Annotated in this window: 20 protein-coding genes and 1 pseudogene; 12 read left to right on the top strand and 9 right to left on the bottom strand. The window is 72.7% G+C overall.

Annotation, left to right across the window (positions count from 1 at the left end):
* Nucleotides 1-894 (bottom strand): LysR family transcriptional regulator, encoded by an 894-nt coding sequence (locus ACZ6RC_RS28435; protein WP_391136181.1) that lies wholly within the window; start codon nt 892-894, stop codon nt 1-3.
* A 94-nt stretch (nt 895-988) separates the two neighbouring features.
* Here ACZ6RC_RS28435 and ACZ6RC_RS28430 point away from each other — a divergent pair, with 94 nt between their 5' ends.
* The 8 genes and pseudogenes from ACZ6RC_RS28430 to ACZ6RC_RS28395 all read left to right on the top strand — a co-directional run bounded on the left by ACZ6RC_RS28430 (nt 989) and on the right by ACZ6RC_RS28395 (nt 8,084).
* Nucleotides 989-1,141 carry a hypothetical protein gene (locus ACZ6RC_RS28430; protein WP_391136178.1) on the top strand — a complete coding sequence of 51 codons (153 nt, stop codon included), beginning with the start codon at nt 989-991 and terminating at the stop codon, nt 1,139-1,141.
* Entirely contained in the window at nt 1,138-1,782 is a 645-nt protein-coding gene (locus tag ACZ6RC_RS28425) for a hemerythrin domain-containing protein (protein ID WP_391136175.1), read from the top strand. Before ACZ6RC_RS28430 ends, ACZ6RC_RS28425 begins: the two co-directional genes overlap by 4 nt.
* A 164-nt stretch (nt 1,783-1,946) precedes the next feature.
* The gene (locus ACZ6RC_RS28420; RefSeq protein WP_469588424.1) at nt 1,947-2,948 is read left to right on the top strand and encodes a GNAT family N-acetyltransferase; all 1,002 of its coding nucleotides are present in this window, start codon (nt 1,947-1,949) and stop codon (nt 2,946-2,948) included.
* 59 nt (nt 2,949-3,007) lie between these two features.
* Nucleotides 3,008-3,379 carry a cupin domain-containing protein gene (locus ACZ6RC_RS28415; protein WP_391136169.1) on the top strand — a complete coding sequence of 124 codons (372 nt, stop codon included), beginning with the start codon at nt 3,008-3,010 and terminating at the stop codon, nt 3,377-3,379.
* Nucleotides 3,380-3,505: 126 nt separating this feature from the next.
* Nucleotides 3,506-4,696, top strand: a pseudogene (locus ACZ6RC_RS28410) (glycosyltransferase); the annotation flags it as partial.
* 18 nt (nt 4,697-4,714) lie between these two features.
* The gene (locus ACZ6RC_RS28405) at nt 4,715-5,452 is read left to right on the top strand and encodes an SAM-dependent methyltransferase (RefSeq protein ID WP_391138479.1); all 738 of its coding nucleotides are present in this window, start codon (nt 4,715-4,717) and stop codon (nt 5,450-5,452) included.
* 153 nt (nt 5,453-5,605) lie between these two features.
* On the top strand, nt 5,606-6,487 hold the full coding sequence (locus ACZ6RC_RS28400; RefSeq protein WP_469588420.1) for an alpha/beta fold hydrolase: 882 nt from the start codon (nt 5,606-5,608) through the stop codon (nt 6,485-6,487).
* Nucleotides 6,488-6,803: 316 nt separating this feature from the next.
* Nucleotides 6,804-8,084, top strand: a complete 1,281-nt coding sequence (locus ACZ6RC_RS28395; RefSeq protein WP_469588418.1) for an extracellular solute-binding protein — start codon at nt 6,804-6,806, stop codon at nt 8,082-8,084.
* An 18-nt stretch (nt 8,085-8,102) separates the two neighbouring features.
* Here ACZ6RC_RS28395 and ACZ6RC_RS28390 read toward each other — a convergent pair whose 3' ends face one another.
* The 3 genes from ACZ6RC_RS28390 to ACZ6RC_RS28380 form a co-directional block, all read right to left on the bottom strand.
* Nucleotides 8,103-8,864 carry a bestrophin-like domain gene (locus ACZ6RC_RS28390; protein WP_469588415.1) on the bottom strand — a complete coding sequence of 254 codons (762 nt, stop codon included), beginning with the start codon at nt 8,862-8,864 and terminating at the stop codon, nt 8,103-8,105.
* A gap of 95 nt (nt 8,865-8,959) precedes the next feature.
* Nucleotides 8,960-9,106 (bottom strand): hypothetical protein, encoded by a 147-nt coding sequence (locus ACZ6RC_RS28385; protein WP_469588413.1) that lies wholly within the window; start codon nt 9,104-9,106, stop codon nt 8,960-8,962.
* Between the two features lie 762 nt (nt 9,107-9,868).
* Entirely contained in the window at nt 9,869-10,798 is a 930-nt protein-coding gene (locus ACZ6RC_RS28380) for an AraC family transcriptional regulator (protein ID WP_469588410.1), read from the bottom strand.
* A 113-nt stretch (nt 10,799-10,911) separates the two neighbouring features.
* On the opposite strand from ACZ6RC_RS28380, the gene ACZ6RC_RS28375 reads away from it, so the two are divergent.
* Together ACZ6RC_RS28375 and ACZ6RC_RS28370 are read left to right on the top strand one after the other, a co-directional pair.
* Complete coding sequence (locus tag ACZ6RC_RS28375) at nt 10,912-11,592, top strand: NAD(P)H oxidoreductase (RefSeq protein ID WP_469588407.1); 681 nt, start codon at nt 10,912-10,914, stop codon at nt 11,590-11,592.
* Between the two features lie 137 nt (nt 11,593-11,729).
* Nucleotides 11,730-12,275, top strand: a complete 546-nt coding sequence (locus tag ACZ6RC_RS28370; RefSeq protein WP_391136151.1) for an EF-hand domain-containing protein — start codon at nt 11,730-11,732, stop codon at nt 12,273-12,275.
* A 103-nt stretch (nt 12,276-12,378) separates the two neighbouring features.
* On the opposite strand, the gene ACZ6RC_RS28365 is transcribed toward ACZ6RC_RS28370, so the two are convergent.
* From ACZ6RC_RS28365 to ACZ6RC_RS28350, 4 genes are all read right to left on the bottom strand, one after another.
* The gene (locus ACZ6RC_RS28365) at nt 12,379-13,620 is read right to left on the bottom strand and encodes a globin domain-containing protein (protein ID WP_469588404.1); all 1,242 of its coding nucleotides are present in this window, start codon (nt 13,618-13,620) and stop codon (nt 12,379-12,381) included.
* Nucleotides 13,621-14,025: 405 nt separating this feature from the next.
* The gene (locus ACZ6RC_RS28360) at nt 14,026-15,531 is read right to left on the bottom strand and encodes a SulP family inorganic anion transporter (protein ID WP_469588401.1); all 1,506 of its coding nucleotides are present in this window, start codon (nt 15,529-15,531) and stop codon (nt 14,026-14,028) included.
* A 14-nt stretch (nt 15,532-15,545) separates the two neighbouring features.
* Complete coding sequence (locus tag ACZ6RC_RS28355) at nt 15,546-16,127, bottom strand: carbonic anhydrase (protein ID WP_469588398.1); 582 nt, start codon at nt 16,125-16,127, stop codon at nt 15,546-15,548.
* 70 nt (nt 16,128-16,197) lie between these two features.
* Nucleotides 16,198-16,581 carry a hypothetical protein gene (locus ACZ6RC_RS28350; RefSeq protein WP_469588395.1) on the bottom strand — a complete coding sequence of 128 codons (384 nt, stop codon included), beginning with the start codon at nt 16,579-16,581 and terminating at the stop codon, nt 16,198-16,200.
* 655 nt (nt 16,582-17,236) lie between these two features.
* On the opposite strand from ACZ6RC_RS28350, the gene ACZ6RC_RS28345 reads away from it, so the two are divergent.
* Nucleotides 17,237-18,514 (top strand): PP2C family protein-serine/threonine phosphatase, encoded by a 1,278-nt coding sequence (locus tag ACZ6RC_RS28345; protein ID WP_469588862.1) that lies wholly within the window; start codon nt 17,237-17,239, stop codon nt 18,512-18,514.
* Nucleotides 18,515-18,940: 426 nt separating this feature from the next.
* Complete coding sequence (locus tag ACZ6RC_RS28340; protein ID WP_469588393.1) at nt 18,941-21,517, top strand: FG-GAP-like repeat-containing protein; 2,577 nt, start codon at nt 18,941-18,943, stop codon at nt 21,515-21,517.
* A gap of 258 nt (nt 21,518-21,775) precedes the next feature.
* On the opposite strand, the gene ACZ6RC_RS28335 is transcribed toward ACZ6RC_RS28340, so the two are convergent.
* Entirely contained in the window at nt 21,776-22,006 is a 231-nt protein-coding gene (locus ACZ6RC_RS28335; RefSeq protein WP_469588390.1) for a hypothetical protein, read from the bottom strand.
* Between the last annotated feature and the right edge of the window lie 66 nt (nt 22,007-22,072).

The following is a 22,072-nucleotide window of genomic DNA, read 5'->3' as shown; positions in this document are numbered from 1 at the left end:
TCAGAAGCGGAACACCCCGAGGTCTCGTACCGTGTCGGCCAGGGCGCGGATGAGGTCGTTCTCCGCCTCCGTCCGCCAGACCAGGGCGAACTGCATGGCCGGCATGTCGGGGAGGGGAAGCCACCGGATGTTCGACATGCCCCAATACCTGGTCACATGGCCGGGGAAGGCATGGATGATCTCGCCCATGCCGACATGAGCGATCAGTTCGTCGGCGGTGTCCGAGGCCGCGTACGCCATGCGCTCGATCGCCCGGCCCCGCGGGGTGTGGAAGGGCAGGTAGCTGTCCTCCCAGTAGTCCGGCATGCCCAGGGCGGAGGCGTGCGGGAAGTCGGCGAGCAGTTCCAACGGCACCGAGTCCCGCGCCGCCAGCCGGTGTTCGCGGGCCACCGCGAGGATCCGGGAGTCGGAGCAGAGGGTCGGCCCGACGGTGAAGTCGGGCTCCTCCACCGGCAGCCAGGCGACGATGACGTCCATGTCGCCGTTGCGGAGCTGGCCGAACACATCGGTGAAGGTCGCCTGCCGGATCTGGAGTCCCCAGTGCGGATACCGCCCGCGGAACGCCTTCCAGTAGTGGTGCAGATCGGCGACGTTGAAGGGCATGAGGCTGACGCGGAGCTGTGCGGTGATGCCGCGGGCCGCCAACTGCGCCCGCTCCAGGGAATCGTGCAGACCCGCGTAGACCGGCTGCAGGTCGTCACGGAACTGCCGGCCCACCTCGGTCAGGGACACCGTGCGGCTGGTGCGGCTGAAGAGCTCGGCACCGATGCGCCGCTCCTGCTTCTTGATGGCCTGGCTGACGCGTGCCTGGGAGACGTGCAGCCGTTGCGCGGTCCGGCCGAAATGCAGCTCCTCGGCCAGCACAAGAAAGATCTCGATGTCCCGTAGTTCCACCGGCCCCCCGGCCCTCCGTCGATAACCCAGCGGTTATCGAACCGCACACAAGTCGGCGTTGATCATACGTGCGAACCGCACGATCGTGAGAGGCATGCAGTCACGCGCGCACAACCCCCCGTTCGTACGGCCGGCCGAGACGAAGTGTCCGGCCGACGCCGTCGTCCCGTCAGCGGTGGGGCTCGGATCCGGCCACGTCGACGCCGCGGCCGCCGAGCGCACCGGAACGCCCCCGCACCGCCCATGAGCCACGCCTTCGACCTGACCGTGATGTACGCGATGCATGACGCCCTGCGCCGGGAACTGGTCCATCTGGACCGGGTCACCACCGCCGCGGACCGTGACGCGCGCCAGGTACTGGCCGGCGCCGCCGGATGGTCGCTGTTCAAGAAGGCCCTCCGCGCCCACCACGCGGCCGAGGACGCGGCTCTGTGGCCGCCGCTGCGGCGGAACCTGGCCGGCCGGCCGAGGGACCTGGCGCTCCTGGAGGTGATGGAGGTCGAACACGCCGCCCTCGCCACGGTGATCAGGGCCGTCGACGACGCGCTGACCGACCCCTGGGCCGACTCGGGGACGGACGTAAGTCAGCTCACCGACGCACTGACCCGCGGCCTCGCCGGACACCTCCGGCACGAGGAGGAGGCGGCGCTCCCGTTGATCCGGCAAGCGCTCACCTACGAGCAGTGGAGCCACTTCACCCGGGTCCACGCCCACCACATCGACCGCGACGCGCCCCTGCTGCTGCCCTGGCTGCTGGACGGGGCCGACGAACCCACCACGCGGCGGCTCCTCTCCCGACTGCCCGCACCCGTGTACGCCGCCTGCACCGCCCGATGGATCCCGGCGTACGCCCTTCTCGACCGCTGGAGTCCGGTCCCCGCGGCCTGACACCACCCATGACCCACCGCGCCGGGCGCCCCGCCGCCCCGTGCGCCGCCGCCGACGCGACGGCCCGTCCGCCGAAGCGGACCCACCCGCGCGGCACTCCCGCGTACCACCGACCGGCCTGACACGACCCGATCTGACCCGACCCGACCACGAAAGACATCGCCTTGTCCTCATCTGTACGTGTCCTTCCGCTCCCGCGCGTCTCGGCCGACGAGGCCGCCGCGTGGCATCGGGTCGTCGCGGCCTCGATGGCCCACGACCTGCCCGGAGTACCGGCCCCCGACCCCGGACAGATCCACGCCCAGCTCACCCAGCCCGCCCTGAGCAGCCGCCGGCTGAGCTGGCTGGCCACCGGCGCGGACGGCGTCCCCGTCGGCGTCGCCGGCCTGCGGGTGTTCACGTCCCCGGGTCAGGAGCACCTGTCCGAACTGGAACTGCACGTCGACCCCGCACACCGGCGCCTGGGCACCGGATCGCTCCTGCTGGCCGTCGCCGTGGAAGCCTGCCGCACCGAGAACCGGCGCAGCCTCATCGCGGCAGCCCCGGCCGACGGCCCGGGCGAGGCCTTCGGCGTACGGCGGGGCTTCCGCCCGGCACTCACCCTCGACCACCTCCTGCTGCGCCTCGACGAACTGCCCGAGGCCGACCTGCAACGGACCGCCGAGGCCGAGCACCCCGGCTACCGGCTGACCGGCTGGACCGGCGCGGTCCCCGACGAACTCGCCGACGCCTTCGCCGCGGCCAAGAACGCGATGAACGACATGCCCGTCGGAGACCTGGACTACGGCAACGTGGCGTGGGACGCCGACCGCGTCCGCGCCATGGCCCAGGTGATCGCCGACCGCGGCGACGCCCTGCTGACCATCGCGGCGGTCCACGACGACGGCACGATGGCCGGCTACACCGAGATCCTGCTCCCGCAGGGCTCCGGGCCGCGCGCCCAGCAGTACGACACGGCCGTCGTGCCCGCGCACCGCGGCCACGGCCTCGGCGTATGGGTCAAGACAGCCATGGTGCGGCGCCTGCGCGCCGAGTACCCCGACGTCGTCGAGATCGAGACGGACAACGCCGACGACAACGCCCACATGCTGGCCGTCAACCACCGACTGGGATTCCGCTCCTACCGGCGCACCCGCGAATTCCAGCTCGACGTGCCCGCGACCTGACCCGCCCCACCCGCAGGCCACCTTCCTCCCGCCCCGCACGCAATCGAGGAGCACCCCGCATGCACATCATCACTCCGTCGGACGACAACGTCACCGTCTCCCCGAACGCCACCATGACCGGCCTGGCCGCTCCCAGCCGCGGCAGCACCGAACTCAGCACCTGGACGGTCGGCATGGACGCCGGTGCGACCGGCCCCGAGCACTCCGTGACCCGTGAGCAGGTCTGGACGGTCACCGAGGGGGCCCTCGAAGTGACCTGCGAGGGCCACACCCACAAGGTCCAGGCCGGGCAGAGCTTCATCCTGTCCGCCGGCCACCTGCGCCGGATCCACGCTCCGGAGCGGACCGAGGCCCACGTCGCCATGTGCTGCGACGGGCGCGCCTCCGTGCCCGGGACCGAAGGGACCCGCGAACTGCCCTGGGCCCGCTGATCCCACCCCACACCACCGCCCGGACGCCCCCGCCCCCCGGGTTGCCCGAGGCAGGACCCGGACGACCGGATCCTGCCGTACCGCCGCCGGCCCGTCCGGCATGCACAGGAACGAGAAGAACACGACATGCGTGTGCTGTTGATGGCGTACGGATCCCGCGGTGACATCGCGCCGCTGGCGGGAGTGGCGGCGCAGTTGCGGAGACTCGGGGCGGAGGTGCGCGTGTGCGCACCGCCGGACGAGGAGTTCGCGGAACTGCTCGCCGGTGTCGGCGCGGAAATGGTGCCCTTCGGGCGGGACGTACGCGCGCTGCGGACGGGAGCGCCGCCGTCGGACGCGGGCGCGTTCGCGGCCGAGCTCGTCGCCGCTCACTTCGAGACGGTCGGCAAGGCGGCCGAGGACTGCGACGTGCTGGTCGCGAGCGGCCTGATGCCGGCCGGCGCCCGCTCGGTGGCCGAGAAGCTGGGCATCCGCTACGTCTACGCGGCCTTCCACCCCTTCGAGATGCCCTCCGCGCACTACCTGCCGTCGGCGCGGCCCGGCCCGCCGCCTCCGCCGGACATGACCGATCACCAGGCCCTGTGGGACCTGGACGCCCAAAAGGTCAACGCCCTCTACCTCCAGCCCCTCAACGCCCACCGCGAGGCGATCGGTCTCGCACCGGTGGACAACGTCCGCGACCACGTCCTGACCGACCGTCCGTGGCTTGCGGTGGACCCGGTACTGGGCCCGTGGCAGGACCTGACCGACCTCGACCTCGTGCAGACCGGCGCGTGGATCCTGCCCGACGAACGCCCCCTGCCCGCCGATCTGGAGGCCTTCCTGGACGCCGGCACCCCACCGGTGTACGTCGGCTTCGGCAGCATGCCGATGAGCACGGCCACCGACATCGCCCGGACGGCCGTCGAGGCCGCCCGCGCGCAGGGCCGCCGCGTACTCGTCTCCCGGGGCTGGGCGGACCTGGGCCCGGTGGACGACGCGGACGACTGCTTCGCCGTCGGCGACGTCAGTCACCAGGCCCTCTTCCGCCGGGTGGCGGCCGTCGTCCACCACGGCGGCGCGGGCACCACGACCACCGCCGCCCGGGCCGGCGCGCCCCAGGTGGTGGTACCCCAGTTCGTGGACCAGCCGCACTGGGCCGCCCGCGTCGCCGACCTGGGCATCGGCGCGGCACACGACGGGCCGACCCCGACCTTCGCATCCCTGTCGGCCGCGCTCAGGACGGCCCTGACCCCCGAGACGGAAGCGCGGGCGAAGGCCGTCGCCGGCACGATCCGCACCGACGGGGCGGCGGTGGCCGCGCGGCTGCTCCTCGACGTGGGGCACACCGCGCCGATGAGCCGCGAGGAGATCTCCATGATCGCCCACGCAGACCACCCCATCAAAGCCCCGCTCGACGACGACTCGGTCGACCAGCTGCTCGGACACGGCCTCCCGCGCGGCGACGAGCGCGTGCTCGACCTCGGATGCGGTACGGCGGAGTGGCTCCTGCGCGCCCTGACGGCGCGCCCGAGCCTGTACGCCGAGGGCGTCGACGTCTCCCAGGTCTCTCTGGCGCGGGCCCGCAGGGCAGCGGGCGAACGGGGAGTCGACGAGCGTCTGGTCCTCCACCGGCAGGAGGCGGCGGACTACGTCTCGACCCAGCCGTTCGACCTGGTGGTCAGCGTCGGTGCCACGCACGCCTTCGGCGGCCTGCTGCCGACGCTCGCGGCGGCCCGCGAGCACCTGGCTCCCGGAGGGCGCGTACTGATCGGCGAGTCCTTCTGGGACAGCGCCCCGTCGCCGGCGGCCGTCGAGATGTTCGGTGACCTCGCCGATCTGGCGACCACCGTGGACAGTGTCGTCGCCGACGGCTGGACCCCGGTCCACGGGCACGTCAGCACCCGCGGCGAGCTGGACGCCTACGAGTGGGCCTGCTGGGGCTCGCTGGCCTTGTGGGCTCTGGACCACCCCGCCCATCCGGGCGCCGCGCAGGCCCTGGAGACGGCCACCGCCCAGCGCTCGCAGTGGCTGCACGGGTACCGGGACAGCTTCGGCTTCCTCTGCCTCGTCCTGCGCCGGACATCCGAGTGACCGCGGGCGGGGGACCCCCGCACCGGCACGGATGATCTTCCTCCCCACCCCCTGAATCCCGGACACCACACGGATGTCCCCCGGAGTAGGCTCGCCCACCCCGGCGCCCGCCCTGGCCGGCGCCGAACCGCGGCGGCCGGAAAGTGAGTACACGTGAGTACACAGAAGCAGCCGACGTTCGTACTGGTCCACGGAGCCTTCGCGAACTCCTTCTCCTTCGCTCCCCTCCAGGCCGAACTGGGCCTCCTCGGGCACCGCTCGATCGCCGTCGACCTGCCCGGCCACGGCTTCCAGGCGACCTTCACCCGCGCCTACCAGACGCCCCAGGACCCCGAAGGGCTCGCCACCGCGCCCGGTGCGATCAAAGGCGTCACGCTCGCCGACAACGCCGCGCACCTGATCGGGATCCTGGAGCGGGCCAAGCGGAACGGCCCCGTCATCCTCGTCTCCCACAGCCGCGGCGGCGCCACGGCCACCGCCGCGGCCAACGCCCGCCCGGACCTGATCGACCGCATCGTCTACGTCTCCGCCTGGTGCCCGGTCCTTCTCGACATCGGCGCCTACTACGCCGAGCCGGAGATGGCCGCGGTCGACCCCGCCGCCTTCGCCTCGGCGCTGGCCGGGAACCCCGCCGACCTCGGCCTGCTCCGGGTCAACTTCCGCACGGCGAACCCGGACGCGCTCGCGGCCTTCAAGGAGGCCTTCTTCGCCGACGGCACCGACGAGCAGTTCCTCACCTTCCTGAACACCTTCCAGCCCGACGAGAACCTCGACGCCGGCGGCTCCGCCGACCGGGCGCAGGCGGCGACCTGGGGCCGCATCCCCAAGACGTACATCCGCCTGACCGACGACAGGAGCCTGCCCCTCGCCCTTCAGGACCGCCTCATCCGCGAGGGCGACGAGCTGACGCCCGACAACCCGTACGACGTCCGCACCCTGGAGGGCAGCCACCTGAAGTGGCTCGTCGACCCCGCGCCTGCGGCCCGCACCCTGGCCGACCTCGCCACGCTTGCGGCCCCCTCCGCCCACGCCTGAGCGGAACGGACCGACGTGCGGGGGCGGTGGTGGTGGGACGAGGAACGACACGCCCGTAGCGGCCCCTGCCACCGCCCCCGGTACCCGAGGTCCGACGCCGCTTCCGGGTGAGGCGTCAATGCTCCATCCGGGAGCGGTACCGGCCACTCCGGAAGGTTTTACGCCCCTCGGAACCGCCGACGGCATATCGGAAGACACCACTCGCAACCGCCGCGATTGGAGCAAGGGCCACAACCTCCGAGCAGGGGGCGCATTTCGGCCCCAGCCGGGAGAGGATTCCGGACGCACTGTCCAGAAAGAGCAAGAGGAACGATCCGTGCGACCAAGACTCTCCGGCGCCACCGCCTCCGTGGCTGCACTCGGACTCCTAGGCCCCCTCCTCACCGCCTGCGGTTCGTCCGACCGCCACGACGGGACGACTCTGCGCCTGGTGGCCGCCGAGTACGGCACCAGCCCGGCCACCAGCTCCCAGGCGTACTGGGACAAACTGGCCACCACCTTCTCCGCCGCCCACCCCGGCAAGAAGGTCGAGGTGACCCTCTACCCCTGGGCGGACGTCGACCGCGAGGTCACCCGCATGGTCGACGAGGGCAACGCCCCGGACGTGGCGCTGATGGGCGCCTACTCCGACTTCGCCGCGCAGGGCCGCCTCTACGCCGCCAGCGACCTGCTGTCGATCAGGGCGGAGGCGAACTTCCTGCGGCCGCTCGCCGAGGCGGGTTCGGTGGACAACACCCTCTACGGCCTGCCCTTCGTGGCCAGCAGCCGTCTCCTCTTCTACAACGAGGAGCTGTTCGACCAGGCCGGAGCGAAGCCGCCGAAGACCTGGTCCGACCTGAAGGACGCGGCCGAGGCGCTGAAAGAGGAGGGCGTGCTCTATCCGTACGCCCTGCCGCTCGGTCCCGAGGAGGCGCACGCCGAGGCGCTGATATGGGAACTGAGCAACGGAGGAGGGTACTCCGGCAACACCGGCGGCTACGCCATCGCCTCCGAGCAGAACACCCAGACCTTCCGCTGGATCAAGGACAACCTGGTGTCACCCGGCCTGACCGGCCCGATCGCACCGGCCGAGCTCAACCGGCAGGACGCCTTCGCGGCGTTCCTGCGCGGCGATGTCGGCATGCTCAACGGCTACCCCTCGCTCCTCCACGAGGCGAGGGCGAAGGGCCTGAAGGTCGGCACCCTGAGCATGCCGGTGTCGGACACGCTGAGAGTCGGCCAGACCTTGCCGTCGGCCGGCGTCGCCGACTGGATGATGGCCTTCAAGCACGACGGCAATCGTGAACTGGTCGGCTCGTTCCTGGAATTCGTCTACGAGGACAAGAACCTCAACGAGTTCGCCGGCCGCTACCACCTGCTGCCCTCCACGGTGTCCGCGACCCAGTCGTCCAAGGACGCGGCGGCGGACCCCAGCGGCGCGCAGTTCCTGAACGCACTGCGCGGCGCCGAGCTCTACCCCGTCAACGAACCCTCCTGGCTCCAGGTCAGCAACACCATCAAGCGGAACATCGGCAAGGCCGTGGCACCCTCCGCCGACCCGAAGGCCGTCCTGGAGGACATCGCCCGGCAGGCCAGGGACGCGGAGCAGCAGCGGTAGGCCCAGCGGGCCGCGTGATCAGACCGCGGTGGTGATCAGGTCGCTCAGGGGCTGGGCGGAGTCCGTCCCGGAGTGGCCGAGGGGGGCGTCGAAGCTCCAGACGAGGAAGAGCAGGAAGACCACGAGTGCGCTGAAGGTGGTGGCGAGCAGCAACTCCCGCGCGGAGCGGCGGATCTGCAGGGTGTACAGCAGGCCGAGGGTCACCAGGGCGCCCGCGACGAGACCGAACCAGAGTGCGGCGGGCAGCGTGGTGCCGGACGTGTCCAGGCGCTGGTGACGGGCGTCGTCCGCGGCCGCCACCTGGTCCAGCAGGGGCTGGTAGGCCTGCGCCTGCAGTTCGTCGGAGGGAGTGCGGTGAGCGATGTCGCTCCGGATGCGGCCCAGCAGCTCGGCGCCGGTGCCGTCGACGGGCGCGCCGTCCTTCAGGGCGGGCCACTCGGCGGTGACGGCGTGCCGGGCGTAGGCGTCGATGTGCTCCTTGATCTGCGTCCGGAAGGCGGCCGGGTAGACGTCCAGGCGCTGGTCGATCTCGTACAGGGCCTGGGCCTCGCGCTGGACCGTGTCCTCTGCCGCGCTACGGGCCTCCCACACTCCGGCGATGGCGAGGCCGAGCACGATGGCGTAGACGACGCCGACCATCATGACCATGTACTCCAGCACGTCCGGAGTCTGGGAGGTGTCCTCGTCGACGTCGACGCGGCGGTGCCGCACGACGGTCGCCGTGACGACGAGAACGCAGACCATGACCGAGGCCAGGGTGTAGACGAGCCATTCCGGCATTGCACAACTCCAGGACAGGCGATGCGAGGTGAACGAGACGGGGAAGGACGGGGCGGGCCGGACGCGGACGCGCCGGCCCACCGGGAGGACGAAGGTCAGCCACGGCCCCGGCGACGGGAGCCCGGCCGCAGGGCGGCCGCGGCCAGCACGGCCGGGAGGGTGATCACGACCGTGGACATGGTCATCGGGATCCCGGCCGGAGCCGGACGCGACGGACCGCCGCTGTAGTGGTCGCGTGCCACCCACCGGAACGCTGCGGGCGCTTGTGCGGGCGGAGACGAGGGCGCGGCCGCGGGCGTACGCGGCACCGGGCTCGCCGGTGGTGGCGGCGTCGGAGCGGGAGCGGGGTTCGCCGGTACGGCGGGGAGGGGGGCCACCTGCCGTGGGGCGGCGGCCTCGGCCGCGTGCGGCGGAACCGCCGCCGGCGACGGCTCGGGGGCCGGGGAAGCCGAGGGGGACGGGGGCGGTGGAGACGGCACCGGCGTCGGCGGGGACGGTGAGGTGCACGGGGAAGGTGCGGCGGCGGGCGCCTGATCGCCGTAGCCCATGTCGACCCACACGTCCGGGGCGCACACGGTCAGGCGCGGGCTCGTGGGGGTGTGGTCCATGAGCACGGCGACGTCCCCGTGCTGCGGCAGCGGGCACAGGGCCGCCGCTGCCCCCAGGCCCACACTGATCCAGCCACCCACGCGTCATTCCTCTCGTCGCGCTCGGACTCCGTCCGCGCGTCCGGGAATCGAGGAGTGAGGATGCCGCAGCCCTCACGCCCTGCCACAGCGGTAACGATCATGCGCGGGGGCGGTCACGGACAGCGGAGGGCGACGCCTGCCATCGGGGTGAACGGCCCGTGCGGGCGCGGCGCTGCCGTGGATGATGACAGGGCCGCCGCCGGGCGCCCACGCTGTACGTCATCTCACAGCAAGCCGACGGCCGCCGGCAGGCGTCCGCCCCGGCGGACGCCCTTGGGCCGCGGATGTGGATCCCGCGATCGTCCAGGGCGGCGTTCAGGCCACCGCGGTGCGAAAGGCGCTGGGACTTCGGCCCTTGTGGCGTTTGAACGCGGCGCTGAAGCCGAAAGCGTCGGCGTAGCCCACCGACCGTCCGATCTGGGCGATGCTGAGATCGGTGTCGGCCAGAAGCGCCTGGGCCTCGTCCATGCGGCACTCGGTGAGGTAGGCGAGGGGCGGGCGGCCCATCAGCTGGGTGAAGCGCCTGGCGAACAGCGCCCGGGAGACACCGGCCCGAGTGGCCAGGGACGCCACCGTCCACGCCTCGGCGGGCCGGTCGTGAAAGGCCTGCAGGGCGGGGGCGAGGACGGGGTCGGCGAGGCCCCGGTACCAGCTGGGCGCGTCGGCGCCGGCCTGGTCGAACCAGGTGCGCAACGTGCACACCAGGGCCCAGTCGAGAAGCCGGTCCATCAGCGCCTGCGAACCGGCCGAGAGTTGGGCGGCGTCGGCGGCGGCCGTCTCCAGCCAGGCGCACACCTCGACGTCCTCCTTGACCACCAGGACGGGCGGCAGGGCACGCAGGAGCCCCTCGTGACGGTGCCCGGAAGCGCGGTAGGCACCCACGATCAGCGCGGTCGCCTCCTCCGAGTCGGTGCCCCATCGGATACCGCCCAGTTCTTGGGCGGCGCAGTCGGCGTCGGTGGCGAAGCAGGCGATCTCGTACGGGACATGGGAGCCGTGGACACTGCCGGGCCGGTCCGCGAGGTGGAACGGCGCGGGGCCGTTCACGATGGCCGTATCGCCCGCGCCGACCGCTCGCTCGGTGCCGTCGGGCAGCATCAGGGTGCCCCCGCCGCGCAGCACGCTGATCATGGTGAGCGGTGCGCCGTCGGCGAAACGGATGGTCCAGGGCGCCGTCAGTACGGCGTGGCTGACGACCGAGCCCTCTGCCCGGATGCCGCTCAGTAACGAACTCAAAGGATCCACGGCACCCAGCGTAGACGATCTCCTATGTTCCGGAGCGCTTCTCCCATGGATCATCTACGTCACGGCGGTTGTACTGGATCCATCGAACCGACCGACACCAGCCGGGAGAGACCGTGACGCAGCACGACAGCCGTGCCAGGACAGCCCTTGTGGTCATTGCGCACCACCGCTCCGATTCCCTCACCGCTCACACGGCCCGCCGTGCCGCCGCCCGGCTCGAAGCCGCCGGATACCGCATCGACACGCTCGACCTGCACGCCGAAGGGTTCGACCCGCGGATGAACACGTCCGACCAGCCGGACTGGGGCAACAGGGAGAAGCCGTACTCGGACGAAGCGCACGCCCATATGCGGCGCATCCTCGACGCCGATGTCGTCGTCGCCGTCTTCCCGGTGTACTGGCAGAGCGTGCCGGCCATCCTCAAGGGCTGGATCGACCGCGTGTGGAACTACGGGTTCGCCTACGGCCGCAGCAAGCCCCGCCTCGCCGGCAAGCGCATCCTGTGGCTGGGCCTGGCCGGCGCCACCGGCGACGACCCCATCGTGGCGGGGATGCAAGCCGTCCTCGAAACCAATCTGAGCGAAGGCATCGCCTACTACTGCGGCTTCTCCCGTTCCACCGTCGGCCTGCTCACCGACGCGGAGGAGCGCCCGCAGCTCGTCGACGCCGACGGCAACCTCCTGGTCGGAGAAGCGGTCTCGGGCGCCGAGCGAGAGGCCCAGTACACCGACCTCGACCGGCGTGCCGGGGAGTTCGTGGAGAAGTTCATCGCCGAGGAACTCGTGGCGGCCTGACAGCCGGCCGGGCCTGTGCGGTCGCCGGGGGTGCGCGTGGAGGTGCGGCGCGCGCCTCGGCGTGCGCCTGGGCGCCGTTCGGGCGGGGGGCGCCGTGGGCAGGATCGCCGGGAACGACCCCGACCGAAAGGCCGCCCGTGGCCAGTGAGTTCCAGCGCGACAAGCTGGTGAACATGTTCCGCGCGTTCGACGCCGACGGCAACGGCTACCTCGACCAGCGCGACTTCCAGGCACTCGCGGAACGCTGGAGAGGCCTGCCCGCCGTCCGACCGGGGTCCGAACTGGCCGACCGCGTGGACACGGTCATGCTGGGCTGGTGGGATCTCCTCGCGGCCCACGTGGACACGGACAAGGACGGCAAGGTCGACCTGGACGAGATCCTCGCCATGGTGGACCGGCTGCCCGCGATGCGCGAGGTCGTCGCCGCGACCGCCGAGACCGTGTTCGACGCCGTCGACGAGAACGGTGACGGGCGTATCTCCGCCGCCGAGCACCAGCGGTTGGTCGACACCTGGCATGGCGAGAGCGTCGACGTCGCCGACGTCTTCGACCGCCTCGACCAGGACGGGGACGGCTACCTCGGCCGCCCCCGGTTCACCGAGCTGTGGATCCAGTTCTGGATCAGCGACGACCCGGCCGAGCCGGGTAACGAGCTGTGCGGCCCCCTGTCGGCCCGCACCTGACGCCCGCGGCGCTCGCCGCAGGGCCGGACCCCGTGCGGAGGGTCCGGCCCTCCGACGAACCGGGCCCGGAACGGTGCGATCCGTGTCCTCCACCGGCGCCGACTCAGGAAGCGTGCAGGACCGGGGTGTCGAAGGGGTCGTGATGGATACGCTCCGGCGGCGTGCCGTCGTACACCAGTCTCTCCTTGGCCGACGCGACCATCGCGGCCGGCCCGCTGAGGAAGACGTCGTGCTGGTACCACGGCCCGTACTCGGCCAGGACCTCCGGCAGGGAGCCCCGGATCCCGGCGATGTACTCGTCGGAGACCGCGCCCCTGACCGTCAGCCAGTGATGCCGCTGGGCCATGCGCAGCATGTCGTCCACCCCGTACAGCTCGGCGCCGGTGCGGGCCCCGATGAAGAGGTTCACCTGGTGCCGGCCGCCGCGCCGCGCCACCTCTTCGACCAGCGCGCGGATGGGGGCGAATCCGGTGCCGCCGGCCACACAGAGCAGATCGCCGTGCACGGCGGCGTCCAGCACCATGTCACCCATCGGGGCGCCCAGCCGGACCACGTCACCCACCACGGCGCGGTGCACCAGCGCGTTGCTGACCGCGCCACCCGGCACCGCCCGTACGTGGAAGGTCAGGGTGCCGTCCTCGCGCGGCGCGTGGGCGGGGGAGTAGGAACGCCATAGGAGGGGGTGCCAGGGGGTCTCGATGGCGGCGTACTGACCGGCGGCGTAGTCGTACGGCAGATGCGGGCGCAGGGTGAGCTCGGCGATCCCCGGCGCCCGGGAGACGCGGTGCACGAGGGTCGCGGGCCAGAGGGCGGGCCGTACGCGCGCGTCCTGCTCGGCGGCGCCGATCATCACCTCGGCGACCGTCTGGTACGCCTTCGTCCAGGCGGCGGCGATCTCCTCGGTCCAGGCGGAACCGGCGTAGCGGGCCAGGGAGGCGAGGAGGCACTCGCCGACGGCGGGGAAGTGCGCCTCGAGGGCGCCGAACTTGCGGTGATCCCGCCCGAGATGTCCGCAGAAGCGGACGAGGTTCTCCGGATCGTCGACCAGGTCGACGATCCGGAGCAGGGCGCGCAGCAGTCGGCCGCGCTGGACGTCCATTCCCGGCGGGAACAGGGGCCGGACTGCGGGATACCGGGCGAAGAGGATCGCGTAGAAATAGACCGTCATGTCGGCGGCGAGCGGCTCGACCAGCGACGCGGAAGCGCGGATGAGCTCGATCTCGCGGGGCGACAGGGGCGCCTCGGGCGCTTCCGGCTCGCCCGTGTCCACGGCCGGGGCGAGGGACGGGTCCTGAGGGAAGGAGCCGGCGGGCGTACTGGCCGGGCGTCTGATCCGGAATCTCAAGGGAGCAGCGCTCCGCCGGATATGCGGGCCTGCTGGACCCGGGCGGGCCGGAGTACGGCTCCGCTGGACGGACGGCGCCGCAGAGGGGCGCGACGGGCGGCGACGTGACGGGCAGGCATAGGTCCTCAAGGTGGGGGGAACACACAAGCGGATTCAGCAGCTCCGGACGCTACCCGATCCCTGCGGTGACTCAGAAGTAACCCCCAGACCGCGCGAACAGGGACACCGGCCTGACCGGCCTCCCGCGTCGGCGCCCGCGCCCCGCCGCCGGAGCCCTCGACCGGCACCTCTCCGACTCCCGCATGCCCTCTCGGGCGAAGCCGACCGGGGCCGTGCGGCAGCCGCCGCACGGCGAACGGGGGCGACGCGGCGTGCGTCGCCCCCGTCCGTCGGGTGGCCGCGGTCTCAGCGTCGGGTCGTCGCCGAGCCAGCGGTGGCGCCCTCGCGGGGGTGCCGGGCCGTGTCGGCGCGGACCGCGTCGGGGTCGGCGCCGCTGTGCCGTTCGGCCCATGTCTCCAACGCCGCCCGGCAGGCGTGATCGAGATGGTGGACCCCGGAGAGGTCCAGGACCACCCGGCGGTCACCGGGCAGGGCTTCCAGGCTGTCGAGTATCTGCGGCAGCCGCAGGAACGTGACCGTCCCCTGGAGCCGTACGCGGACCGCGTCGCTCCCGTCGTCGCTGTGCTCGATCCGCAGGTGCGAGGCCTCCCAGGCCGCCTTCGCCACCGACAGCACGAGGCCGATCAGGACACCCTCGAACATGCCGACCGCGACGATCGCCGTCGCCGTCGCCACGAGGACGACCGCCTCGCCCCGGTGCCGGCGCCAGAGCGTCCGGACACCCTTGAACGGGATGAGCTTCCATCCGGCGTGCACCAGGATCCCGGCCAGCGCCGCCAGCGGGATGTACGCGAGTACGGCGGGCAGCAGGGCGACGAAGAGCAGCAGCCAGACGCCGTGGAGAACCCGGGACGCCTTCGTCCGGGCGCCCGCCTCGACGTTGGCCGAACTGCGCACGATGACCGCGGTGAGCGGCAGGGCGCCGAGCAGGCCGCACAGCGTGTTGCCCGCGCCCTGGGCGACGAGTTCCCTGTCGTAGTCCGTGCGCGGTCCCGAGTGCAGCCGGTCGACCGCCGCCGCGCTGAACAGCGATTCGGCGGAGGCGATCAGGGCGAACGCGAGGACGGTACCGAGGAGGGCCGGCTCGGCGAGGGAGGAGAGGGCTTCGGAGCCCGGCAGGCGGACGGCCTCCAGCACGCCGCTCACGCGTACGGTCTCCACCGGGAGGCCGAGCGCGGCGGTCGCGAGGGCGGCCAGAAGGACCGCCACCAGGGCGCCGGGCACCGCCCGGGCCCTGCGGGGCATCCACCGCCAGCCGACGACGACGAGGACGGTGCCGGCCCCGAGGGCGAGCGACACGAGGGCCGTCCCGCTGCCCAGGGCCTCGACCAGCGCGCCCGGCAGGCCGGTGAGCTTGTCGAGGCCGGAGTCCGGTGCGGGAATCCCCGCCGCGGCGTAGAGCTGCCCGGCGATGATGACCAGCCCGATGCCCGCGAGCATGCCCTCGACGACCGAGAGCGAGATCGCACGGAACCAGCGGCCCCACCGGAGGAGGCCCATGGCGATCTGCAGGACGCCCGCCGACAGCACGATGACTCCGAGCGCGGCGAGGCCGAAGGCCCGGACCGCCTCCAGGACGAGCACGGTGAGACCGGCGGCCGGACCGGAGACCTGGAGGCTGCTGCCCCGCATCAGGCCGGTGACGATCCCGCCGACGATGCCGGTGATGAGGCCCAGTTCGGCGGGGACGCCCGAGGCGACGGCGACGCCGAGGCAGAGCGGAAGGGCGACGAGGAAGACGACGAGCGAGGCGGCGACGTCCTGCCGCGAGAAGGCGAAGGACCGAGGCATCCGGACGCCCCCGCTCACAGCGCCTCGAAGGCGTCGGCTCCGGAGCGGTACTCCAGGACGGCACCGGTGTGCACCTCGTAGTACCAGCCGCGCAGACGGAGCCGGCCGTCCGCCAGCCTCCGTGCGACACAGGGATAGGAGCGCAGGCGGAGCAGTTGGGAGAGGACGTGGCCGTGGACGGCGTCGGCGACGGCCGGGTCGTCGGCGCGCCCCGGGACGCCGCCCGGGGCGGCGTGGGCGAGCCAGTCCCGTACGGCGGGCACGGCGCTCAAGTCGTCGCCGCGGACGAGGGCGCCCACGGCGCCGCAGTGGGAGTGACCGCAGACGACGACGTCCTCGACGCCGAGGACCTCGACCGCGAACTCGATCGTGGCGGCCTCCCCGCTGGGGGTGCCGGGGCCGTACGGGGGCACGATGCCGCCCGCCGTGCGGAGCTCGAAGAGCTGGCCGGGCCGGGCGCCGGTGATCAGGGCGGGGACCACCCGGGAGTCGGAGCAGGTGACGAACAGGACGTCGGGGGACTGGCCCGCGGCGTACCGGGCGAACTCCTCAGGGCGCTGTCCGAACCGGCGGGCGTTGTCGATGAGGGGCTGCATGAATGTTTCCTCCTGGCGCGCCACGAGGGCGCGTCGGGCTGACAGGTCGGCGCGAGGCGGTGCCGGCCTGTCAGCAGAGGAACACCTGGAGGGTGGAGACGTCAGGGGCGGCGAGGGGTCTGCGCCGGGGGTCCGGGCCGCCGCCACGGCCGGCCGGCGGGTCCGTGAGCGGGGCGGCGCGGGTGACGAGCGGCGGCGGGCCGGAAGGCCCGGCGGGCGCGGTCACGGTCCGCCGCCGGTCGCGGTGGAGGACGGAGGATCCGGCGGGAGCCTCCGCTTCGCCGCCCCCGGCATGCGCGGACTCGTAGGCCGGGGGCGGCGCGGCCTGTCGTACGGAGAGCTGCTGGAGCCGGGGCGCGGACCCGGCGGGGCCGGGCGGGACGCTGGTGCCGCAGGTGAGGGCGAGGACGAGGAGGAGGATCAGGCGGGCCGCGGACGCGCGGACGGACGGCATGGTGACGGCCCCTCCCTCCGGTCACGCCCTCGACGGAATTCACCAAGGCAAGCTCAAGGATGAGTCAATGAAGAGTAATGCGCGCACGTGAGCGGAGCCTTGCAACACCCTTGCCGTACGAAGGTTTTCGAAGGGAATCAGCCGGATGTTGACGCGAACAGCAGCGTCGGAGGGGACTGCGGGCGCGCGGTGGCGGGGGCGCGTGGCTTCCGGGTCGCGGCCGGGGAGCCGTCTGCGAGGATGACCACGTGGACGCAGACCGCAGACGTCACGTGACGGTGACCGGCCGGGCCGACCGGCCGGCGGGGACGCCCGCGGGCCAGGCGGGACTTTCCGGACACGGCCTAGGGCGTGTTTCGAAAGTCCCGTCTGGCCAGGAACGCCTGGCACGCACGCTCGCTGCGTTGTCGGTCGTCGGCGCAGCCCGCTGCGCTCTCCTCCCTCCGCCTTGCGATCGCACGCACCAGACGCCCCCGGCCCCGCCCTGCGGGCGGACGACGCTACTTTCGAAGCACGCCCTAGGGCCTGTGCCGGGCATTCCGGGCCGGACGGGACGCTCGGCGCACGCCCTGGGGCGATCGCCCGCGCCGGGGCGCGTCACCGCCCACGAGGAGACCGCCGCGGCCGTCGCCGCGTACCGGGAGACCCCCGCATGATGTGCGCGACCGGCGACGACCACGGACACCCGGGCCCGGGTGGCGGGGGACCGGCGCCGGACGACGAGCAGGCGCGGTTCTCCGCTCTGCTGGAGGACAGCGCCGAGGACCTCTACGAACATGCGCCCTGCGGCTACCTGACCACCCTGCTGGACGGCCGGATCGCGAAGATCAACACAACCCTGCTGGACTGGCTCGGATACGAGCGCGGTGAGGTGGTGGGCCGCAAGCACCTCTCCGACCTCCTCACCGTCGGCGGCCGCCTCTACTACGAGACCCACTTCGCCCCGCTGCTGCGCATGCAGGGCGAGATCAGCGGCATCGCCCTGGAACTGCTGGCCGCGGACGGCTCCCGCCTGCCGGTGATGGTCACCTCGACGCTGAAAGCCGATGCGGACGGGCAGCCCCTGCTGATCCGCACCACCGTCTTCGACGCCCGCGACCGCCGCGCCTACGAAATCGAGCTGCTGCGCGCCCGCAAGGAAGCCGACCGGGAACGCGACCGCCTCCGCGTCCTGGCCACCACCCTGCAGAAGTCCCTGCTCCCACCGACGCTGGTGAACGTCCCCGGTCTGGACGTCTCCGCGTACTACCACGTGGCCTCCGTCGACGAGGTCGGCGGCGACTTCTACGACCTGTTCCCCCTGGCCTCCGGCACCTGGGGCCTCTTCCTCGGCGACGTGTGCGGCAAGGGCGCCGCAGCGGCGGCGGTCACCTCCCTCGCCCGCTACACCCTGCGCGCCGCCGCCGTCTACGATCCCGACCCGGTGGCCGTCCTGGACAACCTCAACACGGTCCTGAACCACGAGTACAACGGCACCGACCCCCGGTTCTGCACGGTCGTCTTCGGCCTGCTCACCCCCGACACCGAGCGGGGCGGTTTCCGCGTCACCCTGGCCAGTGGCGGCCATCCTCCGGCCCTGCTCATGCGGGCCGACGGCACCGCCGACTTCCTGCCCACCCCCGGAGGCCAGCTCATCGGCGTCCTGCTCGACGCGCACATCGCCACCACCACCGTCCACCTCGCCCCCGGCGACAGCCTCCTCCTGCACACCGACGGCCTCACCGAGGCGCATACCAACGCCACAGCGGGCGGTGCCGAACGCTACGGGGACGACGCCCTCCTCGACTTCGGCCGCGCACTCGCTCCCACCACCGCCTCCGCCACCATCGACGCGGTCCGTGAGCTGCTCGACACCTTCGGTACCGGCGTGGACGACGACACGGCCGTCCTGGCCATCCACGTGCCCCGGCCCACCGGCGACGACCAACGGTGACCACGCACCTGGCCCTCGCCACGCGTACCGCCCCCGAGCGCCTCAGCCTCCAGGCCGCCGAAGCCGCCCGGCGCCCCCCGGAACGGTGACCGGGCGCAGTCCGGGGCGGGCACGTGAGGTGCGCGGGCGCCACTGACGAACGGGCCGGCCCGGGAGTTCGAGCCCCGTCGCCAAAACTCCCCGAAGGCAAGGCATTTCCTCGATTATGCTGATCGTTCCCGTGTCGCCGGCGATGCCTGTCACGACCGCACCCGCGACACGCCGGAGCGCGACCGAGTGCGGAGCGGTGGCGCCGACGCGACGGCGAACGCCCAACGACGGCCGTGGAGCTGGATCCCGCAAGACACCAGCGCCTCGGGGCCCCGCGTCACCCTCCGGCGGTGGCGGGCCCCGCGACCGTCCCCGATCCGACCGGAAAGACAGCCCATGCTCCGTACCACCTCCAGATCCGCCCGGACCAGAGCCGCAGCCGCGGCGCTCGTCCTGGGGCTCGTCACCGCCGGGCTCTCGGCGACGCGGGCGACGGCCGACGAGGTCGTCCCGGCCCCGTTCGCCGAGGCCTTCGACAACGCCGGCATCGCCCCTCAGGCGTCGCCAGGCCTCGCGAACCTCGACGGGACGGGCGACAGCCTGTCCGCCGAAGCGCTCGACGCCGCGGGCTGGACCCGCGGAGCGCGCGTCACCGTCAGCGGCACGACCTACACCCTGCCCGACGTGGCCCCCGGCCAGAAGGACAACATCGTCGCCGACGGGCAGCGCGTGGCCGTCTCCGGGTCCGGCAACGCCCTCGGCTTTCTGCTGACCGCCACCGGCGGTCCGGCGAGCGGCTCCGGCACCGTGCACTACGGCGACGGCACCACCAGCGCGTACACCCTCGAGAACGTGGGCGACTGGGAAGGCGGCAACACCGTCGCCGCGGCCGTCGTCCTCGGCCGCTCCGCACGGGGCACGGCGCCGGTGAAGCTGTTCGCGCTCACCGTCCCCCTCACCCCCGGCAAGACGGTCTCCTCCGTCACGCTGCCCACCCTGCCCGCGGGCGGCCCCCGACTGCACGTCTTCTCCGCCGCCGTGCGCGCCACCCCGGCCGCGCCCGGCGGCGCCTCCTGGACGGGAAGCTGGGCCACCGCCTTCGGCTACGGGCGGTCCACCTCCATGGGAACCGGGTACCCGGACTGGACGAACCAGACCTTCCGCATGGTCGTCAACCCGCACTCCAGCGGCTCCACGGTCCGCCTCCGCTTCGCCAACACCTTCTCCCCGCACCCCGTGAAGCTCGGCCACGTCACCCTCGCCACCCAGGCCGACCAGGCCACCGCCACCGGGACGCCCGCCACCGTGACCTTCGACCAGAGCCGGCAGACCACTCTGCCGGCGGGCGGCGAAGTGGTCAGCGACCCGATCGACTTCCCCGTCACCGCGGGACGGAACCTACTGGTCAGCTACCACCTGCCCGGCACCGTGAAGGTGGCTCCGCACCACGGGTACGCCCTGACCACCTCCTATACCACCGCCCGACTCGCCGGTGACCGGACCGCCGACGTGCGGAAGGACGCCTACACCCAACCGGTCTCCTTCTGGGGGCTCGTCAGCGGTGTCGACGTCGCGAGGGACGGCACCGCCGGAACCGTCGTGACCATCGGCGACTCACAGACCGACGGTGGTCACAGCACCGCGAACGCCAACAAGCGCTACCCCGACCACTACGCCTCCTTCCTCGGCGACGGAGCCTCGTCCCCCGGCGTCCTCAACGCCGGCATCAGCTCCAACCGGATAGCCACGGACTACGCCACCGGTGAGGGACCGAGCGCCGTCACCCGCCTGGACCGTGACGTCTTCGCCCAGCCCAACGTCCGTGAAGTCGTCCTCTACGAAGGCGTCAACGACATCGTCCAGGACAACGCCTCGGCCGCCACCGTCACGAACGCCATCCGGACGATCGCCGCCCAGGCCCGCGCCCGTGGCATCCGCGTCACCGTCGCCACCATCCCCGGTTTCTCCGGGTACACCGGGGGCAACGGACCCTTCCGGCTCCACGAGGCCGTGCGGCAGCAGGTGAACGCGTACATCCGCTCCACCGGCGACATCGACGCGTACATCGACTTCGACGTGGCCACCAAGGACCTCGACGACCCCTACGCCCTCCGGCCCGCGGTGGCGAGCGCGGACAAGCTGCACTTCGACGACGCCGGTACGGAACTCCTCGGCCGCACCCTGGCCGAGCGAGCGCCCCGGGCGGCGCTGCCGATGGGGGAGACCACCGCGGCCGACTTCGACGGCGACTCGATCACCGACCTGATGGCCCGCCACGACCCCACGGGCACCCTGAAGGTGTGGTTCGGCCGAGGCGACGGCACCTTCGACAAGGCGAAGGACCTCACCCTCGGCTGGCAGAACTACTCCCAGACCACCGCGGCCGACTTCAACGGCGACGGCAAGGCCGACATCCTGGCCCGCTACGAGGGGCCCGCCACCGCGGACGTTCCCCGGAACACGCTCCGCATGTGGCTCAACCGGGGCGACGGCACCTTCCACACCCCGCACAACGTGACCGGCGGGTGGAACTTCACCCAGACGGCGACCGCCGACTTCGACGGCAACGGCGCGGCCGACCTCATCGCCCGCGACCCGGACGGCGATCTGAGGATCTGGGCGGGCCGGGGCGACGGCACCTTCCGGGCCTCCGTCCCGTTCACCGCAGGATGGACGTTCACGCAGACCAGCACCGCGGACTTCGACGGCGACGGCGAAGCGGACATCCTCGCCCGCGACCCCGCCACGAACAGCCTGAAGATGTGGATCCACAACGCGGCCGGCTACTTCGACGAGCCCGTCCACGTCACCTGGGGATGGGCCTTCTCCCAGACCACCGCAGCCCAGGACATCGACGGCGACGGCAAGGCGGACATCCTCGCCAGGGACGACTCCACCGGCACGCTCAAGGCCTGGTCGGGACGGGGCGACGGCACCTTCGGCGCCGCCCGTGACGTGACGCGGGGCTGGTAACACACCGAGAGCGGGTGCCGGACGCCCCGGCGGCGGACGGCACACCGACGGCCGGTCCCCCTCCGGCAGCGGAAGGGGCGGGCCGTCGGCGTTCCCACGCCTACGCGGTCGCCGGCGCCGGCGCGGGTACGGGCACGGGTGACATCCAGGTGCCCACGGCGGCGGCCGCGCGCGCCAGGGGCATGGTCATGATGCCGGCGACGCTGGTGCGGCCGGCGATGCACTGGTCCAGGCTGCGCCACGCCGGCGGCACGCGGGTCAGCCCGGTGTGGACCAGGCTGGGGTTGAGGGTGAAGAGGCCAGGGTGCGGCCGGCGCGCATCTCGGCACCGAGGGCGGCGTCGACCTGCCGCCCGTACCGCCCGACGGCCGCCTCGGCCTCCGCCGTATCGGAGGCGGAGACGACACCGGCCGCGGCATCTCCCGCGAGCCTGCCGGACCGCAGGTAGGAGATGCCCTCGCGTGACCAGTGGTCGAGGAGCGGCGCCACGTCACCGCGACCAGGACCCGGCCGCGGGCGAGGGGAAGTCCGGGGGGCGGTGCGCAGGAGCGCGTC

The sequence above is a fragment of the Streptomyces sp. NPDC048353 genome (genome assembly GCF_055587165.1).
This window is presented reverse-complemented; position numbering and strand designations above follow the sequence as displayed.